This is a genomic window from Caldanaerobacter subterraneus subsp. tengcongensis MB4, assembly GCF_000007085.1.
Taxonomy (GTDB): Bacteria; Bacillota; Thermoanaerobacteria; order Thermoanaerobacterales; family Thermoanaerobacteraceae; genus Thermoanaerobacter; species Thermoanaerobacter subterraneus.
The window spans coordinates 2,351,151-2,369,908 of record NC_003869.1 but is presented as its reverse complement, the minus strand read 5'-3'; the positions used below and the strand labels follow the sequence as shown (position 1 = coordinate 2,369,908).

The following is an 18,758-nucleotide window of genomic DNA, read 5'->3' as shown; positions in this document are numbered from 1 at the left end:
CCTTATTTTTGGAGGAGTTATTATATGAAAAAATTTATAGTACTTTTTAGTATTTTTCTACTAATATTTATATTTTCTGGGTGTTCAAATAAAAATTCTCAACCTATATCTGATACTAAATTTGCACTGGATACTTATTGTACTTTGACTGTATACGACAAGGTTCCCAAAAAAGTATTGGATGATGGATTTAAAGCCATTGAAGATATAGAAAAGAAAATGAGCGTCACTATAGAGGATAGTGAAGTAAGTGAAATTAATAAAAACGCAGGGATTAGACCCGTAAAAGTGTCTCCTGATACTTTTTACGTTATAAAAAAAGCAATACATTTTTCTGAAATTGAAAAAGGTTATTTTGATATCACGGTAGGTCCTATAGTAAATCTTTGGAATATTGGTACCGATAAAGCCAGAGTGCCTTCAGCGGAAGAAATAAAAGCTAAACTTCCTCTTGTAAACTATAAAAATATAGTTTTAGATGAAAAGAATATGACCGTTATGTTAAAAGATAAAGGTATGAGCATAGACTTGGGAGGTATTGCGAAAGGCTATGCTGCAGATAAAGTGGCAGAAGTTTTAAAAAAAGAAGGTGTAAAGCATGCTATTATAAATTTGGGCGGTGATGTCCTTACAATTGGTACAAAACCTGATGGAACTAATTGGCGCGTAGGGATTCAAACTCCTTTTAAACCCAGAGGTGAATATTTTGGGATAGTAGAGGTTGGTGAAAAAGCTGTCGTCACTTCAGGGATATATGAAAGATATTTTGAAAAAGACGGGAAATTATATCATCATATATTAAATCCTTTTACCGGTTATCCTGCAGATAATCACTTATATAGCGTTACTATAATAACAGATACTTCTATAGATGGTGATGCACTAGCAAAAATTTTTGTTATGGGTTTAGATGAGGGTCTGAAGGTTGCAGAAAATTTACCTGGAGTAGAAGCAATATTTGTGACAGATGATAAAAAAGTGTATATAACTTCTGGGTTAAAAGGAAATTTTAGGATTACCGATCCAGAATATACTTTAATGACTAAGTAATTCCATTTTTCTGGAGGAAGTTTTATGGATAAAAAGGAATTTTTAAGGGTATGGAAGGGTTTTTGGCAGTTGGCAGACCCTAAGATATGGATAGCATCTACTGTGCCTATGTTTGTAGCGACTGCCTATGCTTATGGTAAAACGGGAGAGTTTGACTTATTCTGGTTTGTTGTCTCAGTTATAGGCATTTACCTTATTGAGATAGGTAAAAATGCAGTCAATGAATTTGTTGATTATAAATCTGGTGTAGATACTTTTGTAACTCCAGATAAAAGAACTCCTTTTAGTGGAGGGAAGAAAACTATAGTCGAAGGTAAACTTACAGTCGAAGAAACAATAATTATTGCTTTAGTAACAATACTTGTTTCTTGTGCTATAGGGCTAGCTATTGTCATATTTAGAGAACCTCGTGTATTTATTGTAGGGCTTGCTGGAGTTTTAATAGCAGTTTTTTATAGTTTGCCTCCTTTTAAATTAAGCTACAGAGGCTTTGGAGAAATAGCTGTAGGAATAACTTTTGGGCCTTTGATAGTTATAGGGATGTATTTAGTGATGACTCATCATGTAAGTATAGATGTTTTATTAGTTTCTTTGCCTATAGGGTTTTTAATAACCAATGTTCTTTGGATAAACCAGTATCCAGATTATGAAGCAGACCTCAAAGGACATAAATACAATTTGTTAGTTAGAATTGGCAAACAAAAAGGAGTGATAGTGTACGCAGCTCTTTATGTAGCAGCCTATCTGTCTCTTGCTTTAATAGCTTTAGTTACTAAAAATCCAATATGGCTTATGACCTTTATAACAATTCCATTAGCTGTGAGGTCTGTAAATGTTGCCCGCAAATATTATGACGAAATACCAAAACTGGTAAAAGCAAATGCCGATACGATAAAAATATATCAAATTGTAGGACTCATAATGATTTTATCTTCACTGGCATCAAGATTTTAGGTTTTATTAAGATATTTTTAGAGGGGAGGTGAAGTGAAAAACATTGACATTATTTTAACAAAACAGTATAATATTTTTACACAAAATTTGTATTAAAAGGGAGGCTGTGATTTTATGAGAAGGATTTTAACACTTGTATTAGTGGGATTATTTTTGTTGTTTGCAATAAGTGGCTGTTCTTCTAAAACAGCAACTGGTACTTACAAAGATGGTACTTACAAAGCGGAACAACCTAATTTTGACGAGCACGGATGGAAGGGACAGATTGAGATAACTGTAAAAGACGGTAAAATAGCATCCGTGACTTATAATGAAGTAAACAAGGATGGCCAGTTAAAGAGAGATGACCAGCAATATGCAGAAAATATGAAGGCTAAGACAGGTGTTACACCAAAAGAAGCATATGAGAAATTGGAACAGCAGCTTATTGAGAAGCAAGACCCTGATAAAGTAGATACTGTTACTGGAGCTACACATACATCCCAAACTTTTAAAGAATTAGCTGCAGAGGCTTTAAAGAGTGCAAAGTAATTTTTGAGTAGATAGAGAAAATAAAGGGGACAGTTTTTAAAGCTGTCCCCTTTAAAATTTATTAAGACATAAGCCTCTTTTCTCCTTCTATTGCTTTTATAGGAGCGATATCCTGTGTCACCTCTAAAGTACCTATGTATTCACCGTTTTTATCTCTTATAGCAAAATATCTTATAAATACATATTTGTCGCCCAACTTTATCCAGAAGTCTTCATGACTTTTTTTGCCTGATTTAAAGTCCTGAAGCAGCTGTTCAACAATATGGACACTTGCAGGTGGATGACAATATTGAACTTTTCTACCAATGACGGATTTTGTCCTTGCAAATATTCTGTCTTTTGTGTTGGAAAAATATTTTACTATGTCATCTTTGTCTACAAATGTTATGTCAAAAGGGAGATTATCAAATATGGCACTTATTTCTTCTGGCTTTAAAATGCCTGTATCAAATTTTATATAACTCTGGGATGCTTCATCACTAAATTTTTCTTTTTTCTCAACATTGACACGTTCTGGGTGCCACTTTATCTCTGGTTCAATAAGGCAATATCCTATTTCATCACTTTCTTCCATTATACTTATCCATTCATCTTCTGTAAGGGTGTCTAATGCCATGGGTAAAAGTATATTTTCTTCTTTAAAAATCATGTCTAATATTTTGTTTAATGTAGCATTGGCATGCTGTAATATTTCTTCTTTTTTTGAATTATCATAATTAATAAGGGTTGTTCTCAAGTCTTTGAGCATTTTCCTTATTTCATCATCAACACCCCACATGACAGAGGGAGGTCCCGTTATGCCGTATTTTTCAAGGTACGGAAAGAGCAAGTTTTCTTTTCTCGAATAATGCTTGTCTATATCCATCAAAAGATTAATATGCTCTAATAGCTTTTGAGCGTCTTCAAAACTTCCGCTGCTTTTTAATTTTTCAAGAGCAGGTTTTATATTTTCATTAATGTGTTTTTCTATTGCTCTGTTTTCTTCTTTAAAGGTGTGTACTGGGTGCCCCGGAATTGTTTCGGGCTTTTTTAGCTGTTCTAATGACTCTCTAAACACTTCAGCATGGACATCACATAGCCTTTGTACTTCTTTTACGTCCAGTCCCTCATTTATTAGTTCTTGTTCTATTGCTGACAATTCTGTAGAAGTTATTCCGTCTATGACATCTTTAAATTTTTCTTTAACTTCCGCAACACTTTTACCTCTATGAAGTTCTTTTATAACTTCTTTTAAAAGTTTTCTCCTGTATTCTCTATTATTAATAACTTCACTCATGGAAAGTACCTCCTCTTTGTTAACATACCTGATTATATTTTACCCTGTATTAAAAATTTTACTGTGATATATCTCACAAATTTAAATAATTTTTATGAATTTTTATAACGAGTTGTTAAACTGTTGACAATCAACTGAGATTGTGATATCTTAAAATAAAATCATAGTATTCCTATCTAAATACTATGAATTAAAAGGAGGCAAAAAAATTATGTCGGGAAGAGAAAATAAAATTTATGAGGATATAACTCAGCTTATAGGCAATACACCTATGATTAGGTTGAATAAAGTTGTTCCTGAAAATTCAGCGGAGGTCATAGTAAAATTAGAGTCTTTTAACCCAGGTGGAAGTGTTAAGGACAGAATTGCATTAAATATGATAAAAAGAGCTGAGGAAGAAGGAAGATTAAAACCTGGTGGGACAATTGTTGAACCTACCAGTGGAAATACAGGCATTGGTCTTGCGATGGTTAGTGCTGTAAAAGGGTATAAGTTGATTCTTGTAATGCCTGATACGATGAGTATAGAACGACGAAATTTACTTTTGTCATATGGAGCAGAGCTTGTTTTAACACCCGGTGCAGAGGGTATGAAAGGAGCCATAAAAAAGGCACAAGAAATTTTGGAATTAAATCCTGATTATATAATGTTAGATCAGTTTAAAAATCCTGCGAATCCAGAAATACATGAACTTACAACGGCAAAAGAAATATTAAAAGATACAAATGGAATAGTAGATGCATTTGTAGCAGGTGTAGGCACAGGGGGAACAATATCCGGAGTAGGGAAAGTTTTAAAGCAATATAACAAAGATATAAAAATTTTTGCAGTAGAACCAGAGGAATCTCCTGTATTGTCAGGCGGCAAACCTGGACCTCATAAGATACAAGGAATAGGAGCTGGATTTATTCCTGACACATTAAATCTTGACGTTATCGATGAAATTATAAAGGTAAAAGAGAGAGATGCTTTTGAAATGTCAATGAAACTTGCAAAACAAGAAGGGATTCTTTGTGGTATTTCTTCAGGCGCAAATGTTTTTGCGGCAGTTGAAGTTGCAAATCGCCTCGGGAAAGGAAAACGAGTTGTAACAGTACTACCTGATACTGGGGAAAGATATTTAAGTATGCACAAATTTTTTGAATATTGAACGCCATAATGAATTTAATCCTAATGGAAGAATGACAGCACTTCGTTGTGGAGCAAATGTTGTAATGCCCAATGTGACAGAGGGAGAATGCAGAAAGTTGTACGCATTATATCCGGCTGTATCCGGGAAAAATTTGTGTTGCTGATACTCCTGCTCATTGCTTTAGTTGTATAACTGCCAGGATAAATAGTATTGGAAGAGTAGTTTCAGAAAGTTTTGGTTATAGAAAAAAGAGAGTGTAAAATCTGCACTCTCTTTTTTTACAGATTATTTTGCAGAGTAATAGCATCTTTTAGGAGACATTATTAAATCTTCTTTTTTTAATTCTTTAATAGCCTTTTCAACTTCTTTTTTGTCAAGGCCTGATTTTTCCACAATATCACTAGGACGCAGAGGCTCTGAAGATTCTCTTAAAGTTTTTAATACTATCTCTTTGGCATCCATTTTATTTTTCCTCCTTAATACACATTACAATTTTATATTGATTACGATTCCATTATAATATCAATTCTTATTTTTGACAAGAACTTCTAAAATAATTTTTTAACGATAAAATTAAGATTTCACTGGCTTCCCCAACTACTGCTTTTGCAGCTTTTCAACAAAGGGTATAACTAAAGATTTAATCTATTATACAAAAGGGGGTTATCAAAAATCTGTGATTATTGTCACTTATTATACTAAAAAAAGGCAAATTATATACAAATACAGCCCCCCTTTTCTGTATTCAGAAAAATGGGGGGTTTTCAATCTGATTATTTAGCTCACTTTTTTAAAGTTTTAGTTATTTCTATATACTCATCTAAGGTGATTTCACCGCGAGCGTACCTTAACTTGGCAATTTCTAATGCTTCATTATTAGGATCTGTATCGTGTTTTTTAAAAAAGTTAACATTTCTAATCTGTTTTACTAGCAAGTAAATTACTACGCCTATTAAAATTAAGAACAATATATTGGTAAGTCCACCACCGAACCAAGTTCCATAACCACAAGGATAATATCCTCCAAACCAACGACCTAAACCACCCATCATATATCCTCCAAACATTATTTTCTCCTCCTCTCCAAATATTTATATTTTACAAAATGCTTTTTAATTTGTTATATTCTTCTACTGTAATTTCTCCCTTGGCTAAACGTATATCAAGTATTTTCTTTGCTTCATTCACTTGGCAATCTTTGTTTGCATTTAAATTATTAATTATTCTTTGCAGATCACCTGTTTTGTACAAATAAAAGCCAATTGCCAAGATTAATATAAGCCCCATACATTTCAACTCCTTTCTATTTATCAAAAAACTGTTAACTTGGGTTCATTTTTATTTTAAGGCTTACTTTTGAAGAAAATATGAAGAGAAAATAAATACAGTTTAATTAAAATAATTTCCAAAAGTAGGCGATTAGATTTTTGCAAACTGTGATGTATAATATATTAAAAGAAGTTTATCAAGCTATCTTCATAAGTTATTCATAATTTTGCTGCAAAATAATAAAGGGTGGATGGAAGATGAATAAGAAAATACTTGTGGTTGATGACGAAATAAAAATACTGGAAGTTGTAAAGTCATACCTTGAGCGTGAGGGATTTAGCGTTATTACTGAAACTAATGGCAATAACGTTTTAGATACATTCAAAAAAGAAAAACCAGACCTTGTTATATTGGACCTCATGTTGCCAGGTATTTCAGGAGAGGAACTGTGTAAAAGGTTACGTCAGTTTTCCAATGTTCCGATATTGATGCTTACAGCAAAAGTTCAAGAAAGTGATAAAATTAATGGATTTTCTATAGGTGCTGATGACTATATTACAAAACCATTCAGCCCACGTGAATTGGTTATGAGAGTGAAAGCAATATTAAGAAGAACAACTGATGATGTGCCTCTTGCTGAAGTAATGTCTTTTAATAATGATGACCTTGTGGTCGATTTAAGAGCACATACAGTGAGGAAAAAGGGTGTGGTTGTAAATCTTACTCCAAATGAATTTAAAATTTTAAAGATTCTAATTCGCAATCCAAATAGGGTCTTTACAAGAGAAGAATTAATTGAAAAAGTTATGGGATTTGACTATGAAGGCTATGACAGGACGATTGATGCACATATTAAAAATTTAAGACAAAAAATTGAAGACGATACGAAAAATCCAGTGTATATTAAAACGGTGTATGGCGTTGGATATAAATTTGGTGATGGAAATGTTTAGAAATAATTTAAGAACAAAGACGGCTATTGTATTTATTTCAATAGCTCTTATATCGATTGTTATTGTAAGTATTACAACAAACATCTTAATAATAAATAGCTTTGGAAATTATGTTACAAAGTCAACAGATAAAGAATTTAGCAATATAGCTAACACTCTTGCTGCAGTGTATAAATCTGAGGGAGGTTGGAAAAGTACAACAGGGCGTGAAATTGGTCATGCAGCTATGATGGAAGGATATGGATTAAGGCTTAGAGATAAAGATGGCAAAATTATATGGGATTTTTCTTCAATGTCATATATGATGAATATGATGGGAAAATGGAATAAGAAAAATATTTCTGAAAAAACTCTTCCCATCATTGTAGATGAAAAAACAGTGGGATATGTAGATATAATTTATTATGGGCCGATAATGATGAGTGACTTGGATTTTAAGTTTTTATGTGATATTAGCAGATATAATGTTATAGCAACGGTGATAGCTATTTTTATAGCATTGACTATAAGTATTTATGTGTCAAATTATATTACAAGACCGTTAATTAATATTACGGAAGTTGCTAAAAAGCTTGAAAAAGGTGATTTTACTGCAAAGGTTTATGATATACCTAAAGAAGATGAGCTATTTAAGCTCACAGCTGCAATAAACCACCTTGGAGAATCTTTAAAAAATCAAGAAATACTAAGAAAACAAATGACCTCTGACATTGCACATGAGCTTAGAACACCATTGACAACATTGCAGAGTCATATTGAAGCAATGCTTGATGGGATTTGGGAGCCGACGCATGAAAGATTGAAGAGTTTAAATGAAGAGGTCTTAAGGCTTATAAATATTGTAAAAGACCTTGAAACATTGAATAAATTTGAATCTGATATGTTAAAGCTTAATAAAATCAAATTTGACGCAAGCGAATTAGTAAAGAGCATTTTGACAAATTTTGAAGCATCTTTTGCTGAAAAAGAACAAGAAGTTGTAAAGAACATCGAAGATAACATTATGTTGTTTGGTGATAAGGACAGGATAGCACAGGTTTTCGTTAACCTAATATCAAATTCAAATAAATATACTCCTGTAGGTGGCAAAATAAAAATAGACTTTTATAAAGATGGCGATTATGCAGTATTTGTAATAGAAGATAATGGAATGGGCATATCAAAAGATGATATTCCTTTTATTTTTGAAAGGTTTTACAGAGGAGAAAAATCAAGAAATCGTGAAACAGGTGGAAGTGGAATAGGGCTTTCGATTGCAAAAGCTATAGTACTAGCCCATGGAGGCGAAATAAGCGTTGAAAGCGAGATAAATAAAGGGAGTAAGTTTACTGTTAAAATTCCTTTGTAAAGGAGGAGAGACAATTGATGCGTATGATGTGTGCATGGGGATATAGAGCGGATGTATTCATTTGGGGTATTATTTGGTCAGCAATAGAAATAGGTTTAATAATTGTAGCAATCTATTTTATTATATCATCATTTCGAGGTACGAAAAGTAGAAGTCACAAGAGTGATGCATTAGAAATTTTAAAAGAAAGATATGCAAGAGGGGAAATAAGCGAAGAAGAGTATCTGGAACGAAAAAAAATACTTGAAGAAAAATAATTATATCATCATTTTTACTCCAGCTCATTTATCATCCTTAATACTTCATCTGCTTGTATTGCGGCAACTGCCATGACTTTGGGTGCCAAAGGTTTCTTTTCATTAATCGATGTAACAAAATCACCCACAATTGAAAAGTTTTTACCCCGTTTTATTTTAATATTTTCGCAATCACCAAATCCTGCGACACCTGAAGCCAAAACCACTTTTTTATTATGTTTTTGGGCTTTTTTAAAAATCAGCGTTTTGGTAAATTCATTGTCAACAGCTTCCACAACTATATCATGTTGAGGGATTAACTCATCTAAATTTGACTCATCAATTTTTATATTTTTGGCTGCTATGTTTGCGTGGGGGTTGATTTTAAAGAGAGTATCTTTAAGGGCTAATACCTTTTTTTCTCCTACCTGGTGTAAAAAGTAATTTTGTCGGTTGAGATTTAAGATGTCTACCTCATCAAAATCGACTATTGTGAGGTTTTTAATACCACTTCTTATAAGCATCACTGCAACATTTGAACCAAGTCCACCACAGCCAATGAGAAGAATTTTTACTCTTGAAAGCTTGTCAAGCATCTTTTCATCAAAATAATTTTTAAGCATTACATCAAAAGGATTCATGCATTTTTCACTCTCCTTACTTTGTTTGTAATTTTAAATGTTGACTTTTGTGTAAGAAAAAAGGCTGGTTTTAAGAATTTTTTATACTACCAGCCTTAGGTACAATCTCTACACTAGCTAACGGTATTAGAAACTTTTGTAAGTCTGCAAAAAGAACATTCTTCCGTTGTTGTGACATGGCCACAAGTTTTGCATTCCTTCAATTCAATATTTTCTACCTCTTTGAAATGCTTTTTGCCCTTTTCAAGGAAGCCAATCAAAAAACGCTGTTTTGTGCCAGGACTTTTTTCTTCCAGTTCATTTAGCAATTCTTTATAAAGAATTGAACGAGCTCCAACTGAATAAGGACACTCTTCATGTAAAAATTCAATTTTGTTTAAAAGTACGTAATACATGTTTTCTTTTTCTGTTAAAGTATAAAGAGGCTTTACTTTTTTTATGAGTTTCGGGTGAGTTTGAGGTAAAACTGGTCCCTGTCTTGCAAGATAGCTTTCTCCCCAATTCAAAATATTGCCTAAAAGTGTTGCTGCTTCGTCATCTAAATTGTGACCTGTTGCAATAACTGAAAATCCATTGTCGTAAGCTACTTTGTTAAACAGGTATCTTTTAATTGTTCCACATACGGAACAGGGGCTTCGTTTTAAAGTCTTTGAAAGCTTGTATATATCAAGCCCGAATTCTTCTTTAATATTTTTTACAATGAGTGGAAGATTATTTTTCTTTGCAAAATTTTCAACCACCTCTTGAGACCTGTTTGAATACTCTCCAATTCCAAGATTTATATACATTGCGACAACGTTATAACCTTCCTTGACTAGAACGTCCCACAGAGCCATACTATCTTTGCCGCCAGATACTACCACTAAAACTTTATCGTCTTTTTTAAACATTTTATTTTTTTGAATGTTTTTTAAGACTTGGTTTCTATAATAATGTAAAAAACACTCAGCACAGAAGGCTGCATTATGCCTTTTTAGAGTGATAACTGCTTTTTTCTTACATCTTATGCACTTCAATTGGTAAAGCCTCCTTCTACTAACCTCCAGAAACTACTGATATTATCTCTACTACATCATCATCTTGAAGAATTTCATCTGGAGTAACTATTTCTCCATTTTTTATAAAGACATGTGATTCTAAATTTATATCCAACTCTTTCGCGAGTTTTTCAACATTTTTTGGAGCTTTTATTGTAATTTGATTGTCTTTTCCTACAAATATTACTGTCATTCTTGATACCCCCGTAGAAACCAAATCTCGAAAATTGTGTGGTAAGATTATTTATAACACATTTGAATTATTCGGTCAAGAATTTTAAAAGGAAATAGAATGTTCAACAAATATTTTAGCTTGGAAGTTGTATTTTAGTTTTTGGATTAGAGATTGAAGTTCTTGAAAGGAAGCAAAAATTATTATATAATAAAGTATGAACAATTATTCATATATTAAAGCAAAGAGGAGATACCTATGAAAAGAGAAGACAGCAAAATCCCAATCTGCGAAGTTAGCGTAATACATGAAGATATTATAAATAAAGTAAAAGAAGCTATGCCAGAGGAAACAAAATTGTATGACCTTGCAGAATTGTTCAAAGTATTAGGAGATACTACAAGGATAAAAATTCTTTATGCATTATTTGAATCAGAAATGTGTGTTTGTGATATTGCTGCACTTCTTGGTATGAGCCAGTCTGCAGTTTCTCATCAGCTTCGGATACTAAGGCAAAATAAGCTTGTTAAATTCAGAAAAGAAGGAAAAGTGGTTTATTATTCTTTGGCGGATGACCATGTAAAGAAAATATTTGAACAGGGTTTTGACCATATTAATGAATGAATCAGGAAAGGTGAATATTATGCAAAATAATAAAAGGGCCTTTGTTTTAGAGAGGTTTGGCTGTAAAAGTTGTGCCCTAGATGCAAAAGAAAGTCCACTGAACGCAAATTGTGATTCTGATAGTTGTAAGCTTTCTTTTGAGAATGATGACTCTAATAAAGTATACAGGAGAATCATTCAATATGGGATTTCTGCTATCTTGTTTGCAATAGCATTGCTATTTAATTTATTGGGTTATATCAAATTTACCTTATTTTTTATAAGTTATATAATCGCAGGAGGAGATGTCGTCTTAAAAGCTACCAAAAATATTTTGAAAGGGCAGATTTTTGATGAGTATTTTCTCATGAGCATAGCGACAATTGGTGCTTTTGCTATTGGAGAGTATCCTGAGAGTGTAGCTGTAATGCTTTTTTACCAAATTGGGGAACTTCTGCAGGATATTGCTGTTGATCATTCGAAAAGGTCTATTAAAGAGTTAATGAATATTCGTCCCGATTATGCTAACTTAAAAATTGGATATAAAATAAAGAGGGTTTCACCACAAGAAGTAAGACCGGGAGACGTCATCATAGTAAAGCCTGGTGAAAAAATACCACTTGATGGGAAGGTAATCGAAGGGGAATCGATGGTGGATACTTCTGCATTAACAGGAGAATCTGTTTTAAAAGAGGTTTATAAAGGCGCGGACGTTTTAAGTGGCTTTATAAATAAAAATGGACTTCTCACAATAGAAGTAACCAGAGAGTTTGCAGAATCAACTGTTTCAAAAATACTAGGACTTATTGAAGAGGCTAGCAGTAAGAAAGCTCCTACAGAAAAATTTATGACAAAGTTTGCCAAATATTACACTCCTATTGTTGTTTTTTTGGCATTGATTATTGCAGTAATTCCTCCTTTAATTATACCAGCAGCAACCTTCAAGGAATTTATATATAGAGCACTTATTTTTCTTATTATATCGTGTCCCTGTGCACTGGTGTTATCGATTCCTTTAAGCTTTTTTGCTGGTATAGGTGCTGCCTCAAAAAATGGCATCCTTGTAAAAGGAAGTAACTATTTGGAAGCGTTAAGCAATGTAGAAACTGTTGTATTTGATAAAACAGGTACCCTTACAAAAGGGGTATTTAAGGTGACGAAAATTAAATCTGTAAATGGCATGAGCAGGGATGCGCTTTTAGAATATGCGGCATATGCCGAAAGTTTTTCAAATCATCCTATAGCAGAATCCATTTTAGAAGCCTATGGGAAAGAAGTAGACAGATCTAAAATAAAAAAGTATGAAGAAATTTCAGGAAATGGCGTAAGAGCAAATATAGAAGGAAAAGAAGTCCTTGTGGGCAATGCTAAATTAATGAAGATGGAAAATATTGATTGTGTTACCGGTGACTCAACAGGCACTATCATCCATGTAGCTATAGATAACAAATACTGTGGTTATATCCTCATATCTGATGAGGTAAAGGAAGATTCCCCAAAAGCTATAGAAAGTCTCAGGAAAATGGGCATTAAAAGGATTGTCATGCTTACGGGGGATAACAAAGTTGTAAGCGATAAAATCGCTGCTTCATTAGGGATTGATGAAGTGTATTCACAACTTCTTCCAAATGAGAAAGTTGGCGTACTTGAGAAATTGTATGCTGACAATAAAAAAGGCAAGCTCATATTTGTCGGTGATGGCATAAATGATGCACCGGTTTTAGCGAGATCTGATGTGGGTGTTGCAATGGGAGGAATCGGGTCAGATGCTGCTATAGAAGCAGCCGATGTAGTTTTAATGACAGATGAACCGTCAAAACTGGTAACAGCTATAAAGATATCCAAAAGGACAAAGTTAATAGTATGGGAAAATATTCTTCTTGCATTAGGAGTAAAAATAGTGGTTTTAGCACTTGGTGCTTTAGGGGTTGCTACAATGTGGGAAGCTGTGTTCGCCGACGTAGGTGTTGCACTCCTTGCAGTCCTTAATTCCTTAAGATTGCTTAATAAAAAATAAAAATATTATTAACTTTTAAAAAAGGAGGATATGAATCATGGGTTTGTTTGGACCTAAGGGTGAGACTATCGTCATAAATGTTAAGGGGATGACATGCAACCATTGCAAAATGTCTGTTGAAAATGCACTAAAGAAGTTAAATGGGGTATTGAAAGCTGTTGTTGACCTTGATAAAGGTAATGTTACGGTAACATATGACCCTGCTAAAGTTTCTGTCGATGATATGAAAAAAGCAATTATTGATACAGGATATGAAGTGTAATACCTATTAAAAAATTTAAAGTGTAAAGTAGGAGGATGTTTTGTGGAATTTGTGAAACATCGATGTTAACTTTTCTAAATAATTTGCAACTGACTAAGGAAAAGATATGTTGGGCGGCTTGATACCGCCCATTCAGTTTGATAAGGAATAGCAATTTGGATGCGTAAATGCACCTATTGACATTGAGATAAGATTGTGATACCTTAAAAAGAGAAAATTTATAATTCTTATCGGAATACTCGGAATTAAGGTACAAGGAATAGGAGCTGGATTTATTCCTGACACATTAAATCTTGACATTATCGATGAAATTATAAAGGTAAGAGAGAGAGGCTTTTGAGATGTCAATGAAACTTGCAAAACAAGAAGGAATTCTCTGTGGTATTTTATATTTAAGTATGCACAAATTTTTTGAATAAAAAATGTAAAATATGAACAGATACTAAGAAGTAGAAAATAATAGAGAGAGGCGATTTTTGTGGATAGAATTTATTTAGACAATGCTGCGACTACACCAGTTGATAAAAGGGTATTAGAGGCGATGTTACCATATTATAGTGATGTTTTTGGTAATCCATCTTCCCTGTATTCATATGGACAAGAAGCGAAAAAAGCTATTGAAGAAGCGAGGGAAAAAGTGGCAAAAGCACTAGGGGCAGATTCTGACGAAATATATTTTACCAGTGGTGGGTCTGAGTCTGATAATTGGGCATTAAAAGGTGTAGCATATGCGTTAAAAGATAAGGGAAATCACATTATTACAACGGAAATTGAACATCATGCAGTACTTAATACTTGTCGATATCTTGAAAAAGAAGGATTCAAAGTAACATATCTTCCAGTTGACGAATATGGACTTGTAAAACCTGAAGATTTAAAAAAGGCAATTACAGATAAAACAATCCTTGTTTCTATAATGTTTGCCAATAATGAGATAGGTACGATAGAGCCAATTGAGGAGCTTGTCAAAATAGCTCATGAGAAAAATGTATATTTTCATACTGATGCTGTGCAAGCAGTTGGTAATGTACCAATAGATGTAAAAAAATTAGATGTTGATTTGTTATCTCTATCTGCCCATAAAATATATGGACCTAAAGGCGTGGGAGCATTATATATAAAGAAGGGTGTAAAGATTCATTCGCTTATACAAGGTGGAACACAGGAAAGGAATAGAAGAGCGGGCACAGAAAATGTTCCAGGAATAGTAGGACTGGGAGAAGCGATGGAGCTTATCACGAAAAATTTGGATTCTCATATAAATAAACTTACATTTTTAAGAGATAAACTTATAAATGGAATATTAGAAAAAATACCATATGCGAGGTTAAACGGGCATCCAACAAAAAGGCTTCCAGGCAATGTTAATGTATCATTTGAATTTATAGATGGCGAATCCCTTATTTTAAACTTAGATATGGCAGGAATATGTGCTTCAAGTGGTTCAGCATGCACTTCTGGTTCATTGGAGCCCTCTCATGTGCTTCTGGCAATTGGGCTTCCTCGCGAATTAGCTCGAGGGTCGTTAAGACTTACAATTGGTAAAGAAAACACGGAAGAAGATATAGATAAAGTTTTAGAAGTACTTCCACAAATTATTAAAAGATTAAGGTCAATATCACAGATTGTATGAGAGAATCTACAAGGAGGTTAGAGAATTTATCTATGCAGAAAAACAACAGAGTAGTTGTGGGAATGAGCGGAGGTGTCGATAGCTCTGTTGCGGCATATCTTTTAAAAGAACAGGGATATGAGGTTATAGGTGTTACGATGCAAATATGGCAGGACAAAGATGAGGAAGCAGTAAGAGTTGAAGGCGGCTGTTGTTCATTGGCTGCTGTTAATGACGCTAGAAGAGTAGCGAATAAGATTGGCATTAAATATTATGTAATGAATTTTAAAGATGTTTTTAAAGAAAAAGTAATAGATTATTTTGTAGATGAATATTTAAGAGGTAGGACTCCCAATCCTTGTATTGCTTGCAATAAATATATAAAATTTGAAGAACTTTTGAAAAGAGCTTGGATGATAGATGCGTATTACGTAGCAACGGGCCATTATGCGATTAAAGAGTACGATGAAGAGAGAGGAAGGTATTTATTAAAGAAGTCTGTAGATACTTCAAAAGACCAGACGTATGTCCTATATAATCTTACTCAGACTCAGCTTGAGCATATTTTGTTTCCACTGGGTAAATATAAAAAAGATAAAGTCAGAGAGCTAGCTAAAAATTTAGGCCTTCCTGTTGCATCAAAGCCAGACAGTCAAGAAATTTGTTTTGTAACTGATAATGATTATGGAAAATTTATTAGAGAAAATGCCAAAGAAGAAATAAAACCAGGAGAATTTCGTGATACGCGAGGCAGATTTTTGGGTTATCATAAGGGAATTATACATTATACAATAGGACAAAGGAAAGGCCTGGGAATCTCAGTAGGTAAACCTCTTTATGTTGTCGATATCGATGCAGAAAATAATGTGGTAGTATTAGGATACGGTGACGAAGTATATGGAGATGAACTCATTTCCTACAATAATAATTTTATTTCAATTGACAAACTTGAAAAAGAAATGAGAGTAAAAGCAAAGATACGGTATACTGCAAAAGAGCAAGATGCAGTAATACGACCACTTGAAGATGGGAGGGTTTTTGTGAAATTTGACAATCCACAAAGGGCTATTACACCGGGGCAGTCAGTAGTTTTTTATGATGGAGATATTGTTGTGGGAGGCGGAATAATAGAAAGAAAAGTTAGATAAAATTTTGGAATTTCCTTTTATGTGGAAGAATTTCCTATAAGAATACTGAGAGATGAAGAGGAGATGAAAATATGGCCGAAAAAGCTAATTTAAAAATAACTGGGATGTCTTGTGCAGCTTGTGCAACCAAAATAGAAAAAGGGCTTAAAAGCTTAGATGGAGTTTTAGACGCAAATGTAAATCTTGCCGTTGAAAAAGCAACAGTTATATATGATCCAGATAAAATTAATATATGCGATATTGAGAAAAAGATAGAAGATATAGGATATGGTGTAATAAAAGATAAAGTAGAGCTTGCACTTATGGGTATGTCCTGCGCATCCTGCGCTGCCAAAATCGAAAAAACCTTAAAAAACCTGCCTGGTGTAAGCAATGCATCAGTTAATTTTGCAGCTGAGACGGCAATTGTCGAATATGATTCAAATGAAATTGATACAGAAAAAATGATTAAAGCGATAAAAGATATAGGATATGATGCAAAAGAAAAGACTGGAGTAGGTATTGACACAGAAAAAGAGATAAAGGAGAGAGAAATAAATACATTAAGGAAACTTGTAATATATTCAGCGATTTTAACTGTGCCGTTAGTAATATCAATGGTTTTGAGAATGTTTAAAATTTCAGGTGGAATACTTGATAATCCATGGTTACAGGTATTTTTATCTTCACCTGTTCAGTTTATTGTAGGTTTTAGATATTATAAAGGTGCTTGGAACAATTTAAAAAATATGACGGCAAATATGGATACTTTGGTAGCTATGGGAACATCTGCAGCATATTTTTATAGTTTGTACAATGTATTTACTAAACCCTCTCATGAGATACACAATTACTTGTATTTTGAGGCATCAGCAGTTATTATAACGCTTGTAACATTAGGTAAGCTGCTTGAAGCTATAGCCAAGGGAAAAACGTCTGAAGCAATAAAAAACCTCATGGGACTACAAGCAAAGACCGCAAGAGTGATAAGGGATGGGCAAGAATTAGATATACCTATTGAAGAAGTCAAAGTCGGGGATATCGTTGTTGTAAGGCCGGGCGAAAAAATACCAGTTGACGGTAAAATAGTTGAGGGTAGTTCCACAATAGATGAATCTATGATAACTGGTGAATCTATTCCTGTAGAAAAAGGCGTTGGTGATGAAGTAATTGGCGCTACGATAAATAAAACAGGAACGTTTAAATTTGAAGCGACAAAAGTGGGTAAAGATACGGTACTATCGCAAATTATTAAAATGGTAGAAGATGCCCAAGGATCAAAAGCGCCAATTCAACAAATTGCTGATAAAATCTCTGGTATTTTTGTACCCACAGTTATAGCCATAGCTGCTACCACATTTTTAATTTGGTATTTTGGGTATGGAGATTTTAATGCGGGCATAATAAATGCAGTATCAGTACTTGTAATTGCCTGCCCGTGTGCGCTTGGACTTGCAGTTCCCACTTCTGTGATGGTAGGGACAGGAAAAGGAGCAGAAAATGGTATACTCATAAAGGGAGGAGAACATCTGCAGAGGGCAGGGAAAATAACGGCAATAGTATTTGATAAGACTGGGACGATAACAAAAGGAGAACCGGAAGTTACAGACATAGTAACTTTTGGAGATTTCACCGAAGATGAGATTTTGAAAATTGCGGGAATTGCGGAAAAAAATTCTGAGCATCCATTGGGACAAGCAATTGTCAATAAAGCAAAAGAAAAATTCAAAATATTGGAAGACCCTGAGAAATTTGAGGCTGTACCAGGCTATGGTATATGCATTACGATAAATGAAAAAGAGTTTTATATTGGCAATAGAAGGCTCATGGACAGACAAAATATTGATATAACGTCAATTGAAGATAAGGTTGAAGAACTAGAATTACAAGGTAAAACAGCAATGATATTGGCATCTCACGACAGAGTTTATGGCATTATAGCTGTTGCAGATACTGTAAAGAGTGACTCGGCAAAAGCAATTCAAAAGTTACAAGCTATGGGTATTGAAGTATACATGATTACGGGAGATAATAAAAGGACTGCTGAGGCAATAGCAAAACAAGTTGGTATAAAAAATGTGTTGGCAGAAGTATTGCCAGAACATAAGGCTTTGGAGATTATGAAGCTTCAAAAAATGGGAAAAGTAGTTGCAATGGTGGGAGATGGTATTAATGATGCTCCTGCTTTAGCTACTGCGGATGTTGGCATAGCGATAGGTACAGGTACAGATGTGGCGATAGAAACCTCAGATATAACGCTTTTAAGTGGAAATCTTATGGGTATTGTGACCGCTATAAAATTAAGCAAAGCTACGATGAGAAATATATATCAAAATTTATTCTGGGCTTTTGTATACAATACAATCGGCATACCATTTGCTGCGATGGGCCTTTTAACTCCAGCTATAGCAGGAGGGGCAATGGCATTTAGCTCAGTGTCAGTTGTAACAAATGCTTTAAGACTGAGAAGATTTAAAGTATAAGTTAAAATCATGTTATGCTAAGCTTTAGAACAAAGGAGTATGGGGATTATGGAGG

General features: G+C 33.8%; 20 protein-coding genes and 2 pseudogenes. 15 read left to right on the top strand and 7 right to left on the bottom strand.

Translation table 11 applies throughout. The features are described 5' to 3' along the window. Positions 1-24 precede the first annotated feature (24 nt). The 3 genes from TTE_RS11875 (at position 25) to TTE_RS11865 (ending at position 2,535) form a co-directional block, all read left to right on the top strand. Complete coding sequence (locus TTE_RS11875) at positions 25-1,050, top strand: FAD:protein FMN transferase (RefSeq protein ID WP_009609688.1); 1,026 nt, start codon at positions 25-27, stop codon at positions 1,048-1,050. A 24-nt stretch (positions 1,051-1,074) separates the two neighbouring features. Next, on the top strand, positions 1,075-2,004 hold the full coding sequence (locus tag TTE_RS11870; protein ID WP_011026499.1) for a prenyltransferase: 930 nt from the start codon (positions 1,075-1,077) through the stop codon (positions 2,002-2,004). Between the two features lie 114 nt (positions 2,005-2,118). Continuing rightward, on the top strand, positions 2,119-2,535 hold the full coding sequence (locus tag TTE_RS11865) for an FMN-binding protein (RefSeq protein WP_011026498.1): 417 nt from the start codon (positions 2,119-2,121) through the stop codon (positions 2,533-2,535). A gap of 61 nt (positions 2,536-2,596) precedes the next feature. On the opposite strand, the gene TTE_RS11860 is transcribed toward TTE_RS11865, so the two are convergent. Beyond that, positions 2,597-3,811, bottom strand: a complete 1,215-nt coding sequence (locus tag TTE_RS11860; protein WP_011026497.1) for a DUF438 domain-containing protein — start codon at positions 3,809-3,811, stop codon at positions 2,597-2,599. A 211-nt stretch (positions 3,812-4,022) separates the two neighbouring features. Between TTE_RS11860 and cysK the strand changes: the two genes are divergently transcribed. Further along, positions 4,023-4,961: a cysteine synthase A gene (cysK, locus tag TTE_RS11855; protein WP_011026496.1), complete on the top strand. Its 939-nt coding sequence runs from the start codon at positions 4,023-4,025 to the stop codon at positions 4,959-4,961. 16 nt (positions 4,962-4,977) lie between these two features. Beyond that, positions 4,978-5,203 (top strand): annotated as a pseudogene (locus TTE_RS14660) ([FeFe] hydrogenase H-cluster radical SAM maturase HydE); the annotation flags it as partial. A 25-nt stretch (positions 5,204-5,228) separates the two neighbouring features. On the opposite strand, the gene TTE_RS11850 reads toward TTE_RS14660, so the two are convergent. The 3 genes from TTE_RS11850 to TTE_RS11840 all read right to left on the bottom strand — a co-directional run bounded on the left by TTE_RS11850 (position 5,229) and on the right by TTE_RS11840 (position 6,230). Then, entirely contained in the window at positions 5,229-5,405 is a 177-nt protein-coding gene (locus TTE_RS11850) for a MarR family transcriptional regulator (protein WP_009052708.1), read from the bottom strand. Between the two features lie 320 nt (positions 5,406-5,725). Then, a complete protein-coding gene (locus TTE_RS11845; protein ID WP_009052707.1) occupies positions 5,726-6,010 on the bottom strand; it encodes an SHOCT domain-containing protein in 285 nt (94 codons plus the stop codon). 31 nt (positions 6,011-6,041) lie between these two features. Then, the gene (locus TTE_RS11840) at positions 6,042-6,230 is read right to left on the bottom strand and encodes a hypothetical protein (RefSeq protein ID WP_011026495.1); all 189 of its coding nucleotides are present in this window, start codon (positions 6,228-6,230) and stop codon (positions 6,042-6,044) included. A gap of 239 nt (positions 6,231-6,469) precedes the next feature. Here TTE_RS11840 and TTE_RS11835 point away from each other — a divergent pair, with 239 nt between their 5' ends. The 3 genes from TTE_RS11835 to TTE_RS11825 are packed head-to-tail and all read left to right on the top strand — an operon-like array spanning position 6,470 to position 8,770. Beyond that, positions 6,470-7,165: a response regulator transcription factor gene (locus TTE_RS11835; RefSeq protein WP_011026494.1), complete on the top strand. Its 696-nt coding sequence runs from the start codon at positions 6,470-6,472 to the stop codon at positions 7,163-7,165. After that, the gene (locus TTE_RS11830; protein ID WP_193328911.1) at positions 7,128-8,513 is read left to right on the top strand and encodes a sensor histidine kinase; all 1,386 of its coding nucleotides are present in this window, start codon (positions 7,128-7,130) and stop codon (positions 8,511-8,513) included. Before TTE_RS11835 ends, TTE_RS11830 begins: the two co-directional genes overlap by 38 nt. Before the next feature lie 17 nt (positions 8,514-8,530). Beyond that, positions 8,531-8,770: an SHOCT domain-containing protein gene (locus tag TTE_RS11825; RefSeq protein WP_226990138.1), complete on the top strand. Its 240-nt coding sequence runs from the start codon at positions 8,531-8,533 to the stop codon at positions 8,768-8,770. Between the two features lie 14 nt (positions 8,771-8,784). Here the strand turns inward: TTE_RS11825 and thiF are convergent, their stop codons facing one another. The 3 genes from thiF to TTE_RS11810 form a co-directional block, all read right to left on the bottom strand. After that, complete coding sequence (gene thiF / locus TTE_RS11820; protein WP_011026491.1) at positions 8,785-9,390, bottom strand: sulfur carrier protein ThiS adenylyltransferase ThiF; 606 nt, start codon at positions 9,388-9,390, stop codon at positions 8,785-8,787. A 113-nt stretch (positions 9,391-9,503) separates the two neighbouring features. Next, positions 9,504-10,406 carry an ATP-binding protein gene (locus tag TTE_RS11815; protein WP_009610387.1) on the bottom strand — a complete coding sequence of 301 codons (903 nt, stop codon included), beginning with the start codon at positions 10,404-10,406 and terminating at the stop codon, positions 9,504-9,506. Positions 10,407-10,425: 19 nt separating this feature from the next. Continuing rightward, positions 10,426-10,620 carry a MoaD/ThiS family protein gene (locus TTE_RS11810; RefSeq protein ID WP_011026490.1) on the bottom strand — a complete coding sequence of 65 codons (195 nt, stop codon included), beginning with the start codon at positions 10,618-10,620 and terminating at the stop codon, positions 10,426-10,428. 237 nt (positions 10,621-10,857) lie between these two features. Here TTE_RS11810 and TTE_RS11805 point away from each other — a divergent pair, with 237 nt between their 5' ends. The 7 genes and pseudogenes from TTE_RS11805 (at position 10,858) to TTE_RS11780 (ending at position 18,703) form a co-directional block, all read left to right on the top strand. Beyond that, on the top strand, positions 10,858-11,223 hold the full coding sequence (locus TTE_RS11805) for an ArsR/SmtB family transcription factor (protein WP_011026489.1): 366 nt from the start codon (positions 10,858-10,860) through the stop codon (positions 11,221-11,223). Between the two features lie 19 nt (positions 11,224-11,242). After that, positions 11,243-13,219 carry a heavy metal translocating P-type ATPase gene (locus TTE_RS11800; protein WP_011026488.1) on the top strand — a complete coding sequence of 659 codons (1,977 nt, stop codon included), beginning with the start codon at positions 11,243-11,245 and terminating at the stop codon, positions 13,217-13,219. A gap of 37 nt (positions 13,220-13,256) precedes the next feature. After that, entirely contained in the window at positions 13,257-13,481 is a 225-nt protein-coding gene (gene copZ, locus TTE_RS11795) for a copper chaperone CopZ (protein WP_011026487.1), read from the top strand. Between the two features lie 247 nt (positions 13,482-13,728). Continuing rightward, positions 13,729-13,900: pseudogene (locus TTE_RS14345) on the top strand (cysteine synthase A); the annotation flags it as partial. A gap of 59 nt (positions 13,901-13,959) precedes the next feature. Then, positions 13,960-15,114, top strand: a complete 1,155-nt coding sequence (gene nifS, locus TTE_RS11790; RefSeq protein WP_011026486.1) for a cysteine desulfurase NifS — start codon at positions 13,960-13,962, stop codon at positions 15,112-15,114. A gap of 32 nt (positions 15,115-15,146) precedes the next feature. Beyond that, the gene (gene mnmA / locus TTE_RS11785; RefSeq protein WP_011026485.1) at positions 15,147-16,241 is read left to right on the top strand and encodes a tRNA 2-thiouridine(34) synthase MnmA; all 1,095 of its coding nucleotides are present in this window, start codon (positions 15,147-15,149) and stop codon (positions 16,239-16,241) included. Positions 16,242-16,312: 71 nt separating this feature from the next. After that, complete coding sequence (locus tag TTE_RS11780; protein ID WP_011026484.1) at positions 16,313-18,703, top strand: heavy metal translocating P-type ATPase; 2,391 nt, start codon at positions 16,313-16,315, stop codon at positions 18,701-18,703. The last annotated feature ends 55 nt before the right edge of the window (positions 18,704-18,758 follow it).